Raw genomic sequence first — 15,776 nt, 5'->3', positions numbered from 1 at the left:
CCCGCTTTATTCAATGACGAACAGAGCTTGACCAAACTCCACAGGTTGACCGTTTTCGACCAAAATGGCCTTCACCACGCCAGATTTGTCGCACTCAATTTCGTTGAGCAATTTCATGGCTTCAATAATGCAGATGGTTTGGCCTTCTTTGACAGTGCTGCCAATTTCAACGAAATTGGAGGCACCAGGGCTGGGCGCGCGGTAGAAGGTGCCCACCATGGGAGAGGTAACCTTGTGGCCAGCTTCGGCTGGAGCAGTAGGTGCTTCGGCGGCGGCTGCAGGCGCTGCGGTTGCAGCCACCGCTGGGGCAGCTACCGGGGCTTGCTGCACCATTTGCTGCGGCATGGCCATGGTGTATTGGGGCTGGCTTTTGACGATTCGTACCTTGCCTTCACCCTCAGTCACTTCCAGTTCGGAAATGTCAGATTCGGCGACCAGGTCGATCAATGTTTTAAGCTTTCTGAGGTCCATTTGCTTGCTCCATCTAGGGAGGTTGGTTTTGTATGGCAGTACACAACCAAGTGCGAGGTGATTTGAGCCTAACTTCGCTTAGTGTGCACTGAAAATCAATTATTTTCCACCTTGGAGGGCGTTGGTGAACCTTGCTTCGCGGTTCGCCCAAGTCAGGCGTTGCGTGAGCATACCCGATTTTAACGTTGCAGTGCGTTAGTGATAGTACTCATCTGTATTCTGCCGGCTTCTTTCAGTAATTCATTACCATTTTCGTCCAAAATGACGGTAAACGGTAATCCGCCTTGCTGGTTACCCAGCACTTTTCCAAGTTCAGTGCCAGTCATGCCAGCAAGCACGATAGGGTAATTTACTGGTGTTTTCTGTAGAAATTGGTCGACGTTAGAAGGTGAATCAATTGCGATGCCGATTAGTTCGACATTTTGGGCCTGCAATTGAGGGTAAAGCTCGTCCAGCTCAGGCATTTCCTCTACACAGGGGGGGCACCAAGTGGCCCAAAAGTTGAGCACCACCACCTTGCCTTTCAATGCGCCCAAGTCGAGCGATCCACCTTGGGGGGTGTCAAAGGTGTAGCCACTAAGTGGGTAATCTGGCCCACTTTTCGGTTTCAAGCCGAAATAAAGGCCAATGGCCAAAGCGAGAACGGCAGTGATAATCGGGATCAATTTGTTTTTCATGGTGCTTCAATCAGGCGTATCAGGCCCGCTATGTCAGTTTGAAAAAGGGTTCCATCGGGTGCCTGCCGGTTAAGCAAGCCACGGCGTTGTACTGGGCTGGCCACGCCCAGCTGAAACCAGCGCTGTTTCCAGCGAAAGGCCACAGCGGGAAATGATTTGCCGGCCAGCAAGGCGTCTTCACAGGCGTCGAAATTGATGTTTTGGTTCAGTAACCAGTAATCCACTTCTTTTTCGTCATCGGCGAAGGCAATGAGGTGAACATCTGAATGTGCGCTGCCCGTGCCATTCACGGCTGCGCCATACACAATGGGCTCGAATTGCTGAATTCCTTGCATGAATTGGAGTGCAACTTCGCGCAATTCGTTCAATTCTCCGGGCTGGCTATCGGCTTGGAACAGCGCCTGATACGCGCGTACTTCGTCTTGAATGTCTTGATCTGAAGGGAGCCGTTCCCGAGGCACGCGCTGTTTCCCGAGCACGGCTTTCACGGCTTGGTTGCGTGCGGTGGCATAGTCTAGGCCTTCCTCGGCGATCAATCGGGCGGCGGTCATCGCAATTTCTATGCGAAGTTCGTCTTGCGGGGCGAAGAATTCTTCCATACCGGCAGTGTATCCAAATTCACAGGCACTACAATATGGGCTTGTTCTGAAAGGAAGAAAGAATGCACATCCACATTCTCGGGATTTGTGGCACCTTCATGGGCGGTGTTGCCCAGTTGGCCAAGTCTCTGGGCCACACCGTGACCGGTTGTGATGCCAATGTTTACCCACCCATGAGCACCCAGCTAACCCAAGCTGGTATAGAGCTGACCGAGGGCTTTGGTGTGGAGCAACTGAACATCAAGCCTGACTTGTGGGTGATCGGCAATGTGGTCTCCCGCGGCAATCCGCTGATGGAGGCAATTTTGAACCAAGGTTTGCCATATACCAGCGGGCCGCAGTGGGTAGGTGAGCATATTTTGCGGGGTCGCAAGGTGTTGGCAGTGGCGGGGACGCATGGCAAAACCAGCACCAGTTCCATGTTGGCCTGGGTGTTGCAGCAGGCGGGTTTGAATCCAGGCTTTCTGATTGGTGGTGTACCCGGTGGTTTTGGTGTGTCGGCCACCTTGGGGCAGGGTGACTGCTTTGTGATTGAAGCCGACGAATACGACACTGCGTTCTTCGACAAGCGTTCCAAGTTTGTGCATTACCGCCCCGTGGTGGCTGTGTTGAACAACCTGGAGTTTGACCACGCCGATATTTTCCCCGACCTTGCGGCAATTGAAACCCAGTTTCACCACTTGGTGCGCACCGTGCCGTCGGAAGGGCGGGTGGTTTGTCCTGCCAATACCGAATCACTGGAGCGCGTGCTGAAACGGGGTTGCTGGACCCCAGTCGAGCGTTTTTCCGCCAATGGCGATGAAGCTCCTTGGCAAGCCCGCGTGTTGGGTGCCTCACGATTTGAAGTGTTGAAACACGGTGAAGTGAAAGGCCGGGTGGAATGGAATTGGTCCGGTTTGCACAATGTAAACAATGCCTTGGCTGTGATTGCCGCTGCGCATGCGGTGGGCGTGAAGTTAACGGATGCCTGCAAGGCCTTGAGCGAATTCCCTGGCGTAAAGCGTCGCATGGAATTGCGTGGCGAGGCCGCTGGCGTGAAGGTGTATGACGATTTTGCGCATCACCCCACAGCGATTGCCACCACTCTGGAGGGTGCAAAAGCCCGAATGACTGAAATTGCCGGCGAGGCAGGCAAGTCGACCGGAAAGTTAATCGCGCTGTTTGAGCCCCGTTCCAACACCATGAAAATGGGAACTCTTGCACAAGCCTTGCCAGCCTCTTTTGATGAAGCGCAGTCCGTCGTGTGCTACACCGCAGGTATTCAATGGAATGTGCGCGATACTCTGGGCAGCTTGGGCGACCGGCTGTTTACCAGCGATGATTTGAACGAAGTAATTGACCACGTCGTTTCTCTGGCGCAGCCGGGTGACTGGGTGGTGGCCATGAGCAATGGCTCATTTGGTGGTGTCCATCAAAAGTTGGTCGATGCCTTGGCCACACGGGTGCGGGTTTGACGCCCTTTACCCTCAGCAGCCCCGGCGGGTTTGCGCGCACCGCGGTCGTGGCCGACCTGGTGGTTTATCTGCATGGCTTTCGCTCATCGTCTCGATCTGTAAAGGCCCAGAAAATGATCGATTGTTTTGACCAGGCTGGTTTAAGCAGCCACTTGTGGGTGCCTGATTTGCCAGCCTCGCCCGCGCGGGCGATGGCGATGATCGAGCAGCACCTGGATGCGCGTTTGCAAAGCCAGCCCGATCTGTCGTTAACCTTCATTGGTAGTTCACTCGGAGGGTATTACGCCACGGTGCTGGGCGAACAGCATGTGCAGTCCACGGTGGTGCTGCTGAACCCCGCCATCAGGCCATATGATGATCTGCAGGATCAAATCGGCAAAAAGAAAGTTTATTTTTCCGACGAAGAAATTGAATTTGTTCCCGCTTATCTTGGTGATTTGAAGGCCATGGAACAAACCAGCCTGACTGACCCATCGCGCTATTTTTTGGTGGCAGCCCGGGACGATGAAGTACTGAACTGTGACACCATGCTCGCGCGTTATCGCGGTGCGCATCAACTGCATTTGTTGGGTTCTGACCATGCCTTGAGCGATTTCGATGACATATTGCCCTTCGTGAAACTGGCCGTGGGTTTGCCATGAGCGTTGGTGTTGTATGGAGCGGGCATTGCCCGCCAAGCTGGCCTGTGTGGGCCCGAAACTGGGTAAGTACCCCCGGCTCGCTCACCCAGCGTTTGGTGCGCTTGGACAAGGGGTTTAAAGTAGAGCCTGTTGCACTAGGCAACGTGTTGATCAAACATGCGCCGAGGGTGAGGGGACTGGGTATGTCAGGGCAAATGATGCGGCAGCGACTGGTGCGTTTGCATGTGAACAATGTGCCTGTGGTGCTGGCCCAAACTCTGGTTGAAATGGACGGCCCGGTGAATGATTGGCATTTTTGGCGGGGCTTGGGCACCCGCTCATTGGGCACGGTGTTGTTTTCCGACCCGCAGGTAAAACGGGGCAAGCTTTATTTCGCGCGTTTGCCATTGCAGCAGCCCTGGGTGCAGCGTTTGTTGCCCCCAGAGATGAAAGCCGACATGAACCGGCTGGGCAGCGGTCGCGTTTGGTATGCCCGTTGCGCGCGCTTTACGCGCAAGCCCAACAGAACACCGTTGTGGGTGATGGAAGTCTTCCTGCCCCAACTTGAATATTACCTTTAGGACAGTTGATGAATTTGTATTACGAAGAGGCCGGAGCCTTCAAAGTGGGCCGAGTGCTTCAAGAGCAGGGTAACGCCTATCAGGTGGAAACCTTGCATGGCAAACGCACCAAGGTGAAATCCAACAGTGTGATGTTGAAGTTTGATGCGCTGGAATGTGCCGAATTCCACACGCAGGTGGAAGCCTTGGCCAAAGAAGTGGACACCGAGTTTTTGTGGGAATGTTCGCCTGAAGGCGAGTTTGATTTCACCGCAATGGCCCAGGAATATTTCGGTGAAAAGCCCACCGTGGTGCAGCAGGCGGCGACTCTTGCGGCTTTGCATGCTGCGCCTATTCATTTCCATCGCAAAGGCAAGGGCATGTACCGTGCGGCCCCACCTGAGATTTTGCAGGCCGCATTGGCGGGTCTGGAGAAAAAGCGCTTGGCAGCTGAGCAGCAACAAGCTTGGGCCGATGCCTTGGTGCGTCGAGAGCTGCCTGACGGTTTTGCGAAACAGGCCGCCACACTGCTGGTGCGGCCGGATAAAAACAGTGCCGAATACAAAGCCTTGATGTTGGCCTGCACGGAAGCGGGCCGGTCACCCGATGTGTTGTTGATTGAATGTGGTGCGTTTAAATCTGTGCATGAAATGATGCGCGCGCGTTTCGCAGCGGTGTATTTTCCAAAGGGGCCGGAAATTGATTTGCCTGCGCCTGAAGTGCCCGCCGAGTTGGCAGAGTTGCCCCTGGCCAATGTGCGCGCTTTTTCAATTGATGACATTTCAACCACGGAGATTGATGATGCATTCAGCGTCGTGTGGCTGGATGAAAAACGCGCGCGAATTGGCGTGCACATTGCGGCGCCTGCACTTCTGATTCCGCGCGGCAGTCCATACGATCGCGTGGCCCGAGAGCGCCTGTCCACGGTGTATGCGCCTGGTGACAAGATCACCATGTTGCCCGATCAGGTAGTTGAGCTGGCCACCTTGGCTGAAGGGCGCACTGTGCCATCGGTGAGTATTTACGTTGAAGTCAGCGTCGACACGGGTGAACTGATCAGTGAGCCCTACAGCACCATTGAGCAGGTGCCCATGGCCGCAAACCTGCGCCACAATCACCTGGATGCGGCGTTGTCCAAAGAGGTGCTGGAAGACCCCAATTTAAATGAACTTGAAGTGGTGGGCGAGTTTTTTCCTGCATTGAAAATGCTGTGGAAAAGTTCGTGCGTGTTGCGAATGGAGCGGGAGATTGCCCGCGGTCAGCCCGAGAAACACACGCGCATCGATTTCAATTTCTATGTGAGCGACGACGGTACCGTTGAAATTCAGCCACGCCGCCGCGATGCACCGCTGGATTTGCTGGTGGCCGAGTGGATGATTTACGTGAACCGTGAATGGGGTGGCATGCTGGACGAATGCAAGGTCACTGGCATTTACCGTGTACAGCCCCCCATGGGCCGTGTGCGAATGTCGACCCATGCCGCCCCGCACGTGGGTTTGGGCGTGCCGCAATATGCATGGAGCACGTCGCCATTGCGCCGCTATGTTGATTTGGTGAACCAGCAGCAATTGATTTCATTGCTTCGCCAGGAGCCACCGGTGTACACCGCAACCGATGCGGAATTGCTTTCCGCGGTGAATAGTTTTGATGTCACCTACAAAGCGTATGCCGAATTCCAGCAAAGCATGGAGCGTTACTGGTGCCTGCGCTGGATTCAGCAAAAGGGCCGCAAGCAGTTTGACGGTGTGGTGGTGAAAGACGAACTGGTGCGCCTGGACGACATTCCCCTGTTTGTTCGCCTCGTCGGTGTGACTTCGCCGGGCCGTGGCGTTCAGGTGGAGGTGGAGCTGGATCAAGTCGATGAGCTCACCTTGACTGTGTCCTGCAAACTGATTGCCTTGAAGAGGGGAACGCCTACACGTTTGCTCGATGATGATGAGGAGGAGGACATTGAACTTCCGGAGGCGCCAGTGGCTGTGATTGAAGCGGGTGAGTCGGAAGGGCTGAGCTCCTCTGACGATGCAGTGGGAGGTGCTGCGGCTTGAATTCGCTGCACGCACCACTTGTTGAGATCAACCTGAAGAAGGCACTGGTGTTGTCGTTGTTTCTTCACGCCTTGTTGTTGCTGGTGCATTTCTCAAAACCGAAAGTGGATACCGCCTTCAGTCGTCCGCTTGAAGTGATTCTGGTGAATGCGCAGTCGCAGAAAACACCCAATGATGCCAAGGTGCTTGCGCAGGTTGCGCTGGATGGTGGCGGGCAAGCCGACAAGGGCCGAGCCACCACCTTGCCTGGGCAAGCCGATGACAATGTCAACCAGCGAGAACTCATTGCCAGCCAGGAGCGACTCAAAGAGCTCGAGGCTTTGCAACGTAATCTGGCAGGTGCGGAATTGCGCACCACGCCGCAAAATGAAGTGTTGGATACCCGTTCCGGCAATGATCCGAAAAGCCAACGGGCACTCGAAATCAAACGGTTGCAGGCGCAAATTGCCGACAACATCAAAAGCTACAACGAGCGTCCTCGCAAGCATTTTTTCTCGCCACGCACCTCGCCCTATGCCTTTGCCATTTACGAGGAAGCTTGGCGCGCCAAAGTAGAACAGGTGGGTAATGCCAATTATCCCGATGAACTGAAGGGCCGCATTTACGGCAAGTTGAGGTTGACGGCCTATGTGCGCGCGGACGGCACGCTGGAAGATGTGGAGATAGACCGGTCATCTGGATCGGCTGTGTTGGACCGGGCCGCGTTGCGAATTTTAAGAATGTCGACACCCTTTCCGCCTTTTCCTTCGGAGATGCGACAAAAAGCCGATATTTTGGCGATTACCCGCACTTGGGTGTTCAGCCGCGACACGATCAGCACCGAGTACTAAGGGCATGGAGATTTATCGTTGAATGCATCAATTCGTCAGGCAAATCGCTACGTCGTGATTGGCAATCCGATCTCACACAGCATGTCGCCTTTCATTCATTCCGACTTTGCAGCACAGCTCGGCCTGACCTTGCAATATGAACGTTTGTTGGCACCTGTGGATGGTTTTTCGCAAACAGTGGCTGCCTTGCATGCAGCTGGCGTCAAAGGGGCGAATGTGACCGTGCCCTTTAAGCTGGATGCCTTCGCATTGACTGGCAACCCACCCAATTCGCTAACCCCGTCTGCCGAATTTGCGCAGGCCGTCAATACCTTGAAGTTCAATGCAGATGGCACTGTGCATGGGGACAACACAGATGGCGGTGGCTTGTGCCGCGATTTGAACCGACAGTTAAATACTCTGGGTTTGCACCTGGAGCAATGCCAGGTATTGATGATTGGCGCTGGTGGCGCAGCCAGTGGGTGCGTTGCAGCTTTTCAGCAAGCAGGCGTTCAGCACCTCACTGTGCTGAACCGAACTGCGGACAAAGCGCGTCAGTTGGCGCAGCGTGCGGAGGCCATCGACCTTCCGGCGGCGGGTGGCGGGCTGGATACTCCTCCAGCACATTTTGATTTGCCCGGTGCGCCTGTCGTGATTGTCAATGCCTCCTCAAGCAGTCTGAAAGGGGATGTGCCCGCACTTCACCCTGATTGGTATGCGCGTGCCGTGCTGGTGTACGACATGATGTACGCCGCTGAACCCACAGCGTTCATTCGCTCAATCAGCGCACTGGGTTTGCCGTGCAGCGACGGCTTGGGTATGTTGGTGTTTCAAGCCCAATTGGCCTTCGAGGTGTGGACCGGGCAGTCGCCCAATGCACTTGAAACTTTAACCAAAGTTCGGCAAGCCCTGCTTGCCAAAGCAAAACAACAATGAAAATGGCGCGCAGAAAATCCTCTCCCGGTGGCAGCAAGCGTAAATTCAGTCTGAATCCATTGGTGTGGTTGTGGCGAATTTTCTTTTGGGGATTCTGTGCCGTCGTGTTGTTGCAGCTGTGGTATCTGGCGCAAATTGCGGTGTGGACGCATGTGAACCCCAGTAGCACCAGTTTCATGCAAACCCGTTTGGCTGAAATTCGCAAGACCGAACCCGGTTTTCAACTCAAGCATGAATGGGTGCCTTACGACAAAATTTCCCTGAATTTAAAGCGTGCCGTGATTGCAGCTGAGGACAGTGGTTTCATGACCCACAAAGGCGTGGAAATGGAGGCGATCCAACTGGCCATCAAGCGCAATGAGAGACGGGGCAGGGTGACACACGGCGGTTCCACCATTACCCAGCAATTGGCCAAGAACCTGTTTTTGACCAGCAAGCGAAGCTACATTCGCAAAGCTCAGGAATTGGTCATTGCCTTGATGATTGAAGCGCTTTGGGACAAACGCCGTATTCTGGAGGTGTACCTGAATGTGGTGGAGTGGGGCAATGGTGTGTATGGGGCGCAGGCGGGCGCGAAACATCACTTTGGTGTCAGCGCTGCACAACTGAGTAGCTATCAGGCCGCACGCATGGCGGGCATGTTGCCAGCGCCACGCTATTTTGACAAACGCAGAAACTCACCTTTCCTCGCTCGAAAAACAGGTACCCTTCAAAAGCGCATGTACCAAGTGACTGTGCCGAAGTGAGCGCATTTTGTTGGCAAACACTTTAGCCCAACAGGGTTTCCCACAGCTTCCGAATGGGCTTTCGCATCACCATCAACGCGGGGTCGCTGGTGCGTGATTTGTCATGTCCTGCCAGCCGCAAGGCGTGTTGCTTGGCCCGCAGTTGTCGGTAGGCATCTGCCACATAATTGGCAAGCTCAGCCGGCACCAGTCCCAGTTCCCCTGCTTTCTTCAATAGGGCGATATTGCCTTTGTTCTTGGTCAGTTCCGGGTGTTTGTTGGCGTAGCCCAGCACCAAGGCCTGTACCATAAACTCTACATCGACCATGCCTCCCAAATCGTGTTTTACATCAAACAGCTCGGTGTGGTTGGGGTGTCCATCCAGCATTTTCTGGCGCATGGTAATCACTTCTTTTTTGACGTCATTCCAGTCGCGGGGCAGTTGCAAAATTTCTTCGCGAAGCGTTTCGAATTTTTTACCAATCTCAACATCACCCACGCAGAAACGGGCACGGGTCAGTGCCTGGTGTTCCCAAAACCAGGCGCCCACACCGCCTTCGCGGCGTTGATAATCTTCAAACGATTCCACACTGCTCACCAGCAAGCCTGCCTCGCCGTTGGGGCGCAAGCGAAAGTCAGTTTCGAACAAGGTACCCGCCGCGGTTTGTGTAGTCAGCCAGCGGTTCATGCGCTTGGCCAGCTGGGCATACAAATCGGGCGCGCGCTCATCCTCATCCTCAAACAGAAAGATCAGGTCCAGGTCGGAGGAGTAGCCCAACTCTTTGCCGCCGTGTTTGCCATAAGCGACCACCGCAAATCGTGGTTGTGCGCGGTGCCGTTTTGGCAGTTGCTCCCATGCACGTTCCAGAATGATTTCAAGCGTGCAATCTGCGAGTTCCGACAGCAGGTCGGACACATGTTCAACTGTAAGCAGATTCTCGAGGTCTTGGGTCAGTACCCTGAACAGTTGCGCATGGTGCTGCTCCCGAATCAGGTCCATTTGTCGTTCAAGGTCGGGTTGCCCGTCAGGCAGCTTGGCCTGGTCCAGCAAGTCTCGAAGTTGCTGCTTCCATTGCTTGAAGTCGGGCGGTGTCAGCAAAGTTCGGCTGTCCAGTAATTCATCAAGCAACAGCGGGTGTTTGATTAAAAAGTTGGCGGCCCAAGGGCTGGCCGCAAGCATTCGGCTGACCCGCATCCTGGCAATGGGGTATTCATCCAGCAAGCTGAGGTAGGCTCCGCGCCGCGACACGGTTTCAATAAGGTCGCAGCAGTAACGCCAGCAAGAGTCAGGCGCTGAAGACGCCCCCGCTGCCGCGAGCAACGTGGGCATCAAGCGGTCAACCCGTTCCCGGTGTGCGGTTGGCAAGGCCTGGTACCGGCTCGATTCGATCAGGTGCTGATAACGGTCTTGTGCCGCTTGTGGGTGGGTGAATCCCTGGGTTAAGGTGTCTGCCCATGGCAGTTCAAGACTGGGCGTTTCTTCGTCTTCCTGTTTGTCGCCAAATACCACATCAAAGTGGCTGGCCACGTAGTCCATGTGGCGGTTCAAGGCCTTCATGAAGTTGCCTGGGTCCTGGAATCCCATGGATCGCGCAATGCGCAGAACCTCGGTCGGGCTGGCAGGAAGGCGGTGAGTTTGGGCATCGTCTACATATTGCAGCCGGTGTTCAAGGTTGCGCAAAAAGCGATACGCCGCCACCATTTTGTCGTGATCGTCTTTGGTGATCAGTCCCAATTCAACGCACACTTCCAACACATCGACTGTGCGTCGCAATTGCAGTTTCGGTTCACGCCCCCCACGAATCAGCTGGAAAGCCTGTGCCGTGAATTCAATTTCACGAATGCCACCGCGCCCCAGTTTGACGTGCACAGAACCAGGGTGTTGGCTTTCCCGCTTGTTCACCTCGTTGCGAATTTGCACATGCAGTGCTCGCAAGGCGCGAATGGACCCGAAGTCCAGGTATTTGCGGAATACAAAGGGGCGGACAATATTGTTCAGGTTGTCCAGACTCTGTTGAAAAGCCGAATCTTGTGATGGGTCCACTGCCCAATTCACCACGCGGGCCTTGATCCAGGCGTAGCGCTCCCATTCGCGGCCCTGCACCACAAAGTATTCTTCCAGCATGTCCAGGCTCACCACCAGCGGGCCCGAATCGCCGTTGGGACGCAGCCGCATGTCAACCCGGAATACGAAGCCTTCGTCGGTTACTTCGGAAATAATCTTGATGACCCGTTTGCCAACCTGTGTAAAAAATTCGGCGTGAGACTGGGTTTTGCCGGTTGGGCCCCCCAGTGTCTCTCCATCCTGGTTGTACAAAAAAATCAGGTCGATATCACTGGAAGCATTCAACTCAAGGCCACCCAGTTTGCCCATCCCCACGACCATCATGCAATCGCCGTCGGCCGGTTCACCAAACCGCTCAGCCTGCATTTTGTGGCTGAACTTCAACGCAATTTGTACGGCGGCATCGGCCAGAAAGGACAAGGCCTCTGTCACTTCAAACAAATCGGCCTTGCCTTGCAGGTCGCGACGCATGATTTCAATCATGCTGCGCTGCCTAACCAGTCGAAGTTCGGCCATCAGGGCTTTTTCTTCGGTCAACTCCCGTGCTTTCTGAAGCCAGGTTTCAATGCAATTCAACAGGTGGTCTTCATCATGCTCGGTGCTGTCCCATTGTGGGAAACGGTGAAGCCAGCGTTTGGCATACTCGGAGTGCGTGGGCCAAACCTGATGATAGAAATCCAGTGGGTCGTTCATGCGTGTCGTTATAAAGGGAAGCTTGGTTCTACAATAGCGTACTACAGGTGTTGACGATTATTCGGGCGGTATTTCTTGCAGGAAGGAACAAACCAGGCACTGGTGCAACAAGTCAAGGGCAACCCCGCGCTTCGGCGTGCAGGGGCGGTGCTGTTTTGGGTGCTGATTGCGGTCTATACCCCCCTGTGTATGGCTTTGTTGGCCATCAAGTGGTTGGTCTTGCCTGAAATCGACCGTTACCGTCCTGAAATTCAGCGGTACTTGCAAACCCAGACAGGCACTGCACTTGAAATTGGCCAAATTCAAGCCAGTTGGCGTGGTTTTGGTCCCTTGCTCGTGGTGCAAAATATTCGCTTGCCGCAAGCCAACGGTGAGCCTGGCTTCACTGCGGACCAAGTTCACCTCACCTGGTCTTTGCCCAGCATTCTCGCCTTCAATCCGCGCCTGAAAAACCTGGAAGTGCAATCGCCAGCGCTCAGTGTGGTGCGCAATTCACAGGGTGTCATTGAGGTGGCAGGCATACCCTTGATCGACGACGGCAGCCAGGGCAACCCCGGGCTGGACTGGTTGCTCGCCCAGCAGCGCGTGTTGCTGAAGAACGGCGTATTGAACTGGCAGGATGCCATGGGGCAATTCCCCGGCGCTCAAGCCATCGAGGCTGAACTGTTGCTGGAAAATGGTCTGAGCCGTCACGAGGCCGGCCTGACTTTCAAATTGCCTGTGCTGGCCCAGACGCCTGTGAATCTTCGTTTGAACTTCAAAACGCCTTTGCTGGAGCGTCAGTTGGGCGATGTGACCAAATGGAAAGGTAGTTTTTACCTGTGTGCCTTGGTGGATCAAAGCGAACCGCTTGAGTCAGTGTTCAAAACTTTCGGTCTGGATGTGGATCTTACCCAGCCGCAGGGAAAGTTATGGGTCGATTTTGAAGACGGTTTGGTGCAGCGTTCCTTGCTGGATGCCCGAATCGGTAAATTGCGCTTCTCCAATCCCGAGGTCGAGGCAATCCCCTTTGACATGACCAATACCAGCGCTTTGATTGAAGTGCAGGGTGAGCATGCCCTGTTTGAACCCAATGCGATTTCGGTCCGTCAACTGAAAGGCCAGATTGCCGGGCAAAAACAGTTTGGCCCGACGGATTTGTCGCTGAAAAAACTGGCAGGTGCAGATGGGGTGGATTGGGGCGTTCAGATCCAACAGCTGGATGCCGCCCAAGCGCAGGCAGTGGTGCTGGAATTGGGACCACATTTGGGGCAGCTTCAGCGGCTTGAAGCCTTGAAGTCTTTCGAAGTGGCCGGGCGAATCAACCGTGTGGCGCTGGATTGGCGGACTTCTGGTAACAAGCCCTTTGAGAAATCAGTCTCGTTCAAATCCGATGTTGATTTCAGCAAGCTCACTGTGTTGTATCGCGATCCGTCACCCAAATCCAACGGACGAATCACCGGTTTCAAAAATCTCAGCGGTACATTCAAGGGTAGCGACTCTATCGGCGAATGGACCTTGGCAGGCAATGATTCTGAAATTTCACTGCCAGAAATATTCTCAGCAGAAACCCTGGCTTTTGATTCAATTGAGGGCCGCGGCGGCTGGAAGGATGTGTTTACTGCCAATCAGCCTGCCGAATTTTCAGTGGAACAACTCAAAGTCAGCAATGCAGACCTGCAGGCCGAGGTCGCGGGCAGCTACCAGTTTCGTCGGGATGAATCGGATGTCATCGACATCAAGGGCTCTCTGCCGATGGCCAATATCGCGCGCGTGGCCAATTACCTGCCACTGGTGGTAGGTGCCAGTGCCCGCGAGTGGTTGACCGAGAACTTGAAAGCAGGCACTGCAAAAAATGGTCAGTTTGAACTGTCGGGGCGCTTGAGCGACTTCCCCTTTGCGGGCCCAAAGCACCCGGGCGTGTTCAGGATCGATGTGCCGTTTGAAAACGGTGAACTGACCTATGCACCAGGATGGCCAGGTATTCAAAAAGTGAACGGTAAAGCCTCGTTTGTTGGCAAACGCATGTTGATTGAAGCAGACCAAGCCGAAACCTCAGGCGTTGTTTTGAAAGGCGTTCAAGCCAGTATTGACAATCTGGATGCATGGGAACCTTTGTTGGAAATCAAAGGCGAAGGCCAGGGCGAGTTGGGCAAGATGGTGGCTTTTGTGAATCAAAGCCCAGTGCGTGAAATATTGAACGAGGCCTTGATCAATGCCCAGGTGGAAGGCAATGCCAACCTCGATTTGCGTCTGAACATTCCGATTGCCGATCCTGAAAAAACACAGGTCAAAGGCGATCTGAAATTGAAAGGCAATTCCATCCGCGTGGTGCGTGGCATGCCGGTGGTCAGCAATGTAGACGGCGTTATCCAATTCTCCAACAAAGGTCTTTTCATCGATCAGTTGCTTGGCCAGGCCCTGGGGGGGCCTGTGGTGGTGAAAGGCACCACAGATGCCAATGGGCGCATGGAAATCAGGGCCAATGGCACTGCGCGAGCCAAGGGTTTGGCCCAGTATTTGAACCCCTTGAGTGAGCCTTACCTCGCTGGTAGCACGCCGTATTCGGTACTTGTGGCTACGCGCGAGAATGGCGTAGTCGTCGATGTGAACAGCCAATTGCAGGGTTTGGAAGTCAAGTTACCAGCCCCCTTCGCCAAAAAAGCAGATGCCCGATTGCCCTTCAAACTGAATCAAAGCGCTACAGCCCAGGGTGAGCGTTTGCAAGTGGATTTGGGTCCCGATGCGAAACCGCTGGCACAACTTCGTGCCATTGTGCTGGAGCAGGCGGGGCAAGCGGGTATTGATTCCATGCAGTTCGCCATCGGTGCGCCCCTGGCGGCCCCCACAGCGGGAATACAAGGCGACATTCGGGTGCCCGCCATTGATTTGGACACTTGGCGTACCATTTTTAATGACATTACCTCAGCCCCTGGCAACACGGGCTTGATGGGCGAGTTGATGGGTGACCCCTCCGCAGGCACCGACATCAAGTTAAAGGTAGGTATTCGTACCGAACGCCTGAATGTGGGCAGCAAATCCTTTGAAGGCGTGTCGGTGGCTGCCCGCACCGTGGAAAAAAGATGGCAGTTCGATGTGAAAGCCAAAGGCGTCGATGGTTATCTGTCCTGGGTTTCTGACAAACAGAGACCCGATGGCGCTGTGCTGGCCCGATTTAAAACGCTGGTCATTCCCAAAACGCTCGACAGTGATCTACGCGATTTGGTGGAGGAACCTGCCTCCAGTATTCCGGCACTGGACGTGCAGGTGGACAATTTCACTTTGAATGATTTGGTGTTGGGCAATCTGAAGCTCATCGCGGTCAATCAAACTCGGGAAGAGCAGGCGCGCGCGGCGCTGAGTCAGCGCCCGAAAGAATGGAAGCTCGAAGAGCTTCGTATCGAGAACCCTGAATCAATTACCCGGGCCAAGGGGGTTTGGCAGTACGGGGCAAACCTGAAGAATCAAAGAACCGATATTGAGGTGGATCAAACAGTCAAGAATGCTGGCGGCCTGTTAACGCGACTTGGCATGGCTGGCGTTTTTCAGGGTGGCGAAGGCACGCTGGTTGGACGTTTGCGCTGGAACGATGCACCCACGAATATTGATTACGGCAGTTTGAGTGGGCAATTCAAACTCCAGAGTACCAAAGGTCAGTTTTTGAAGGCAGATCCTGGTGTGGCCAAATTGCTGGGAGTACTTTCCTTGCAAAGTATTCCGCGTCGGTTCACGCTCGACTTCAAAGACGTGTTCTCGGAAGGCTTTGCCTACGACACCATGGAAGCCGATGTGGCTTTGAAAGAGGGCATCGCCAGTACCCAGAATTTCAAGATGACCGGACCCAGTGCCACTGTGTTGATGGATGGAAAACTGGACCTGGAAAGCGAAACCCAAAACCTGAATGTGGTTGTGTTGCCTGACCTGAACCCTGCGGGCGGTTCACTGATCTACTCTGTGATTGCGGCCAACCCGGCGGTGGGTATTGCATCATTGATTGCCGATTTCGTGCTGAAAGACCCACTGTCAAAAATATTCTCTTTTCAATACAAAGTAAGCGGCCCCTGGGTGGCCCCGGTTATTGAGCGTGTGCGCAAGGGCGATGCAGTCACCCCGCCCACCAACGACCCCAACACAAGGAATTAG

The 15,776-nt window shown here is 54.4% G+C and carries 12 protein-coding genes; 8 read left to right on the top strand and 4 right to left on the bottom strand.

The window, feature by feature from the left end:
* Positions 1-6: 6 nt before the first annotated feature.
* The 3 genes from accB to A0129_RS07685 all read right to left on the bottom strand — a co-directional run bounded on the left by accB (position 7) and on the right by A0129_RS07685 (position 1,747).
* On the bottom strand, positions 7-471 hold the full coding sequence (gene accB / locus A0129_RS07695) for an acetyl-CoA carboxylase biotin carboxyl carrier protein (protein WP_291713900.1): 465 nt from the start codon (positions 469-471) through the stop codon (positions 7-9).
* 179 nt (positions 472-650) lie between these two features.
* Positions 651-1,148, bottom strand: a complete 498-nt coding sequence (locus A0129_RS07690) for a TlpA disulfide reductase family protein (RefSeq protein WP_291713897.1) — start codon at positions 1,146-1,148, stop codon at positions 651-653.
* The gene (locus A0129_RS07685; protein WP_291713896.1) at positions 1,145-1,747 is read right to left on the bottom strand and encodes a hypothetical protein; all 603 of its coding nucleotides are present in this window, start codon (positions 1,745-1,747) and stop codon (positions 1,145-1,147) included. The genes A0129_RS07690 and A0129_RS07685 overlap by 4 nt, the downstream gene beginning before the upstream one ends.
* 62 nt (positions 1,748-1,809) lie before the next feature.
* Between A0129_RS07685 and mpl the strand changes: the two genes are divergently transcribed.
* From mpl to mtgA, 7 genes are read left to right on the top strand one after another with little or no spacing between them, the layout of a single operon-like run.
* Positions 1,810-3,201, top strand: a complete 1,392-nt coding sequence (mpl, locus tag A0129_RS07680; protein ID WP_291713894.1) for a UDP-N-acetylmuramate:L-alanyl-gamma-D-glutamyl-meso-diaminopimelate ligase — start codon at positions 1,810-1,812, stop codon at positions 3,199-3,201.
* Positions 3,198-3,842, top strand: a complete 645-nt coding sequence (locus A0129_RS07675) for a YqiA/YcfP family alpha/beta fold hydrolase (RefSeq protein ID WP_291713891.1) — start codon at positions 3,198-3,200, stop codon at positions 3,840-3,842. Before mpl ends, A0129_RS07675 begins: the two co-directional genes overlap by 4 nt.
* On the top strand, positions 3,839-4,402 hold the full coding sequence (locus A0129_RS07670) for a chorismate lyase (protein ID WP_291713889.1): 564 nt from the start codon (positions 3,839-3,841) through the stop codon (positions 4,400-4,402). Before A0129_RS07675 ends, A0129_RS07670 begins: the two co-directional genes overlap by 4 nt.
* Positions 4,403-4,410: 8 nt before the next feature.
* The gene (locus A0129_RS07665) at positions 4,411-6,426 is read left to right on the top strand and encodes an RNB domain-containing ribonuclease (RefSeq protein ID WP_291713887.1); all 2,016 of its coding nucleotides are present in this window, start codon (positions 4,411-4,413) and stop codon (positions 6,424-6,426) included.
* On the top strand, positions 6,423-7,256 hold the full coding sequence (locus A0129_RS07660; RefSeq protein ID WP_291713885.1) for an energy transducer TonB: 834 nt from the start codon (positions 6,423-6,425) through the stop codon (positions 7,254-7,256). The genes A0129_RS07665 and A0129_RS07660 overlap by 4 nt, the downstream gene beginning before the upstream one ends.
* Positions 7,257-7,274: 18 nt before the next feature.
* Complete coding sequence (gene aroE, locus A0129_RS07655) at positions 7,275-8,171, top strand: shikimate dehydrogenase (protein WP_291713884.1); 897 nt, start codon at positions 7,275-7,277, stop codon at positions 8,169-8,171.
* Complete coding sequence (gene mtgA / locus A0129_RS07650; RefSeq protein WP_291713882.1) at positions 8,168-8,917, top strand: monofunctional biosynthetic peptidoglycan transglycosylase; 750 nt, start codon at positions 8,168-8,170, stop codon at positions 8,915-8,917. The genes aroE and mtgA overlap by 4 nt, the downstream gene beginning before the upstream one ends.
* A 22-nt stretch (positions 8,918-8,939) precedes the next feature.
* Here mtgA and glnE read toward each other — a convergent pair whose 3' ends face one another.
* The gene (gene glnE, locus A0129_RS07645) at positions 8,940-11,654 is read right to left on the bottom strand and encodes a bifunctional [glutamate--ammonia ligase]-adenylyl-L-tyrosine phosphorylase/[glutamate--ammonia-ligase] adenylyltransferase (protein ID WP_291713880.1); all 2,715 of its coding nucleotides are present in this window, start codon (positions 11,652-11,654) and stop codon (positions 8,940-8,942) included.
* 75 nt (positions 11,655-11,729) lie between these two features.
* On the opposite strand from glnE, the gene A0129_RS07640 reads away from it, so the two are divergent.
* Positions 11,730-15,776 carry a YhdP family protein gene (locus tag A0129_RS07640; RefSeq protein WP_291713878.1) on the top strand — a complete coding sequence of 1,349 codons (4,047 nt, stop codon included), beginning with the start codon at positions 11,730-11,732 and terminating at the stop codon, positions 15,774-15,776.

This window comes from Limnobacter sp. CACIAM 66H1 (assembly GCF_001601825.1).
GTDB lineage: Bacteria > Pseudomonadota > Gammaproteobacteria > Burkholderiales > Burkholderiaceae_B > Limnobacter.
Note: the sequence above shows the minus strand (reverse complement) of the source record. Positions and strands in the feature narration are given on the sequence as shown.

Excerpts from the sequence above, each read along its gene's own strand:
- A0129_RS07665 (WP_291713887.1), top strand. The coding sequence starts at position 4,411 with ATGAATTTGTATTACGAAGAGGCCGGAGCCTTCAAAGTGGGCCGAGTG.
- mpl (WP_291713894.1), top strand. The coding sequence starts at position 1,810 with ATGCACATCCACATTCTCGGGATTTGTGGCACCTTCATGGGCGGTGTT.
- A0129_RS07670 (WP_291713889.1), top strand. The coding sequence starts at position 3,839 with ATGAGCGTTGGTGTTGTATGGAGCGGGCATTGCCCGCCAAGCTGGCCT.
- A0129_RS07690 (WP_291713897.1), bottom strand. The coding sequence starts at position 1,148 with ATGAAAAACAAATTGATCCCGATTATCACTGCCGTTCTCGCTTTGGCC.
- mtgA (WP_291713882.1), top strand. The coding sequence starts at position 8,168 with ATGAAAATGGCGCGCAGAAAATCCTCTCCCGGTGGCAGCAAGCGTAAA.
- glnE (WP_291713880.1), bottom strand. The coding sequence starts at position 11,654 with ATGAACGACCCACTGGATTTCTATCATCAGGTTTGGCCCACGCACTCC.
- accB (WP_291713900.1), bottom strand. The coding sequence starts at position 471 with ATGGACCTCAGAAAGCTTAAAACATTGATCGACCTGGTCGCCGAATCT.
- A0129_RS07685 (WP_291713896.1), bottom strand. The coding sequence starts at position 1,747 with ATGGAAGAATTCTTCGCCCCGCAAGACGAACTTCGCATAGAAATTGCG.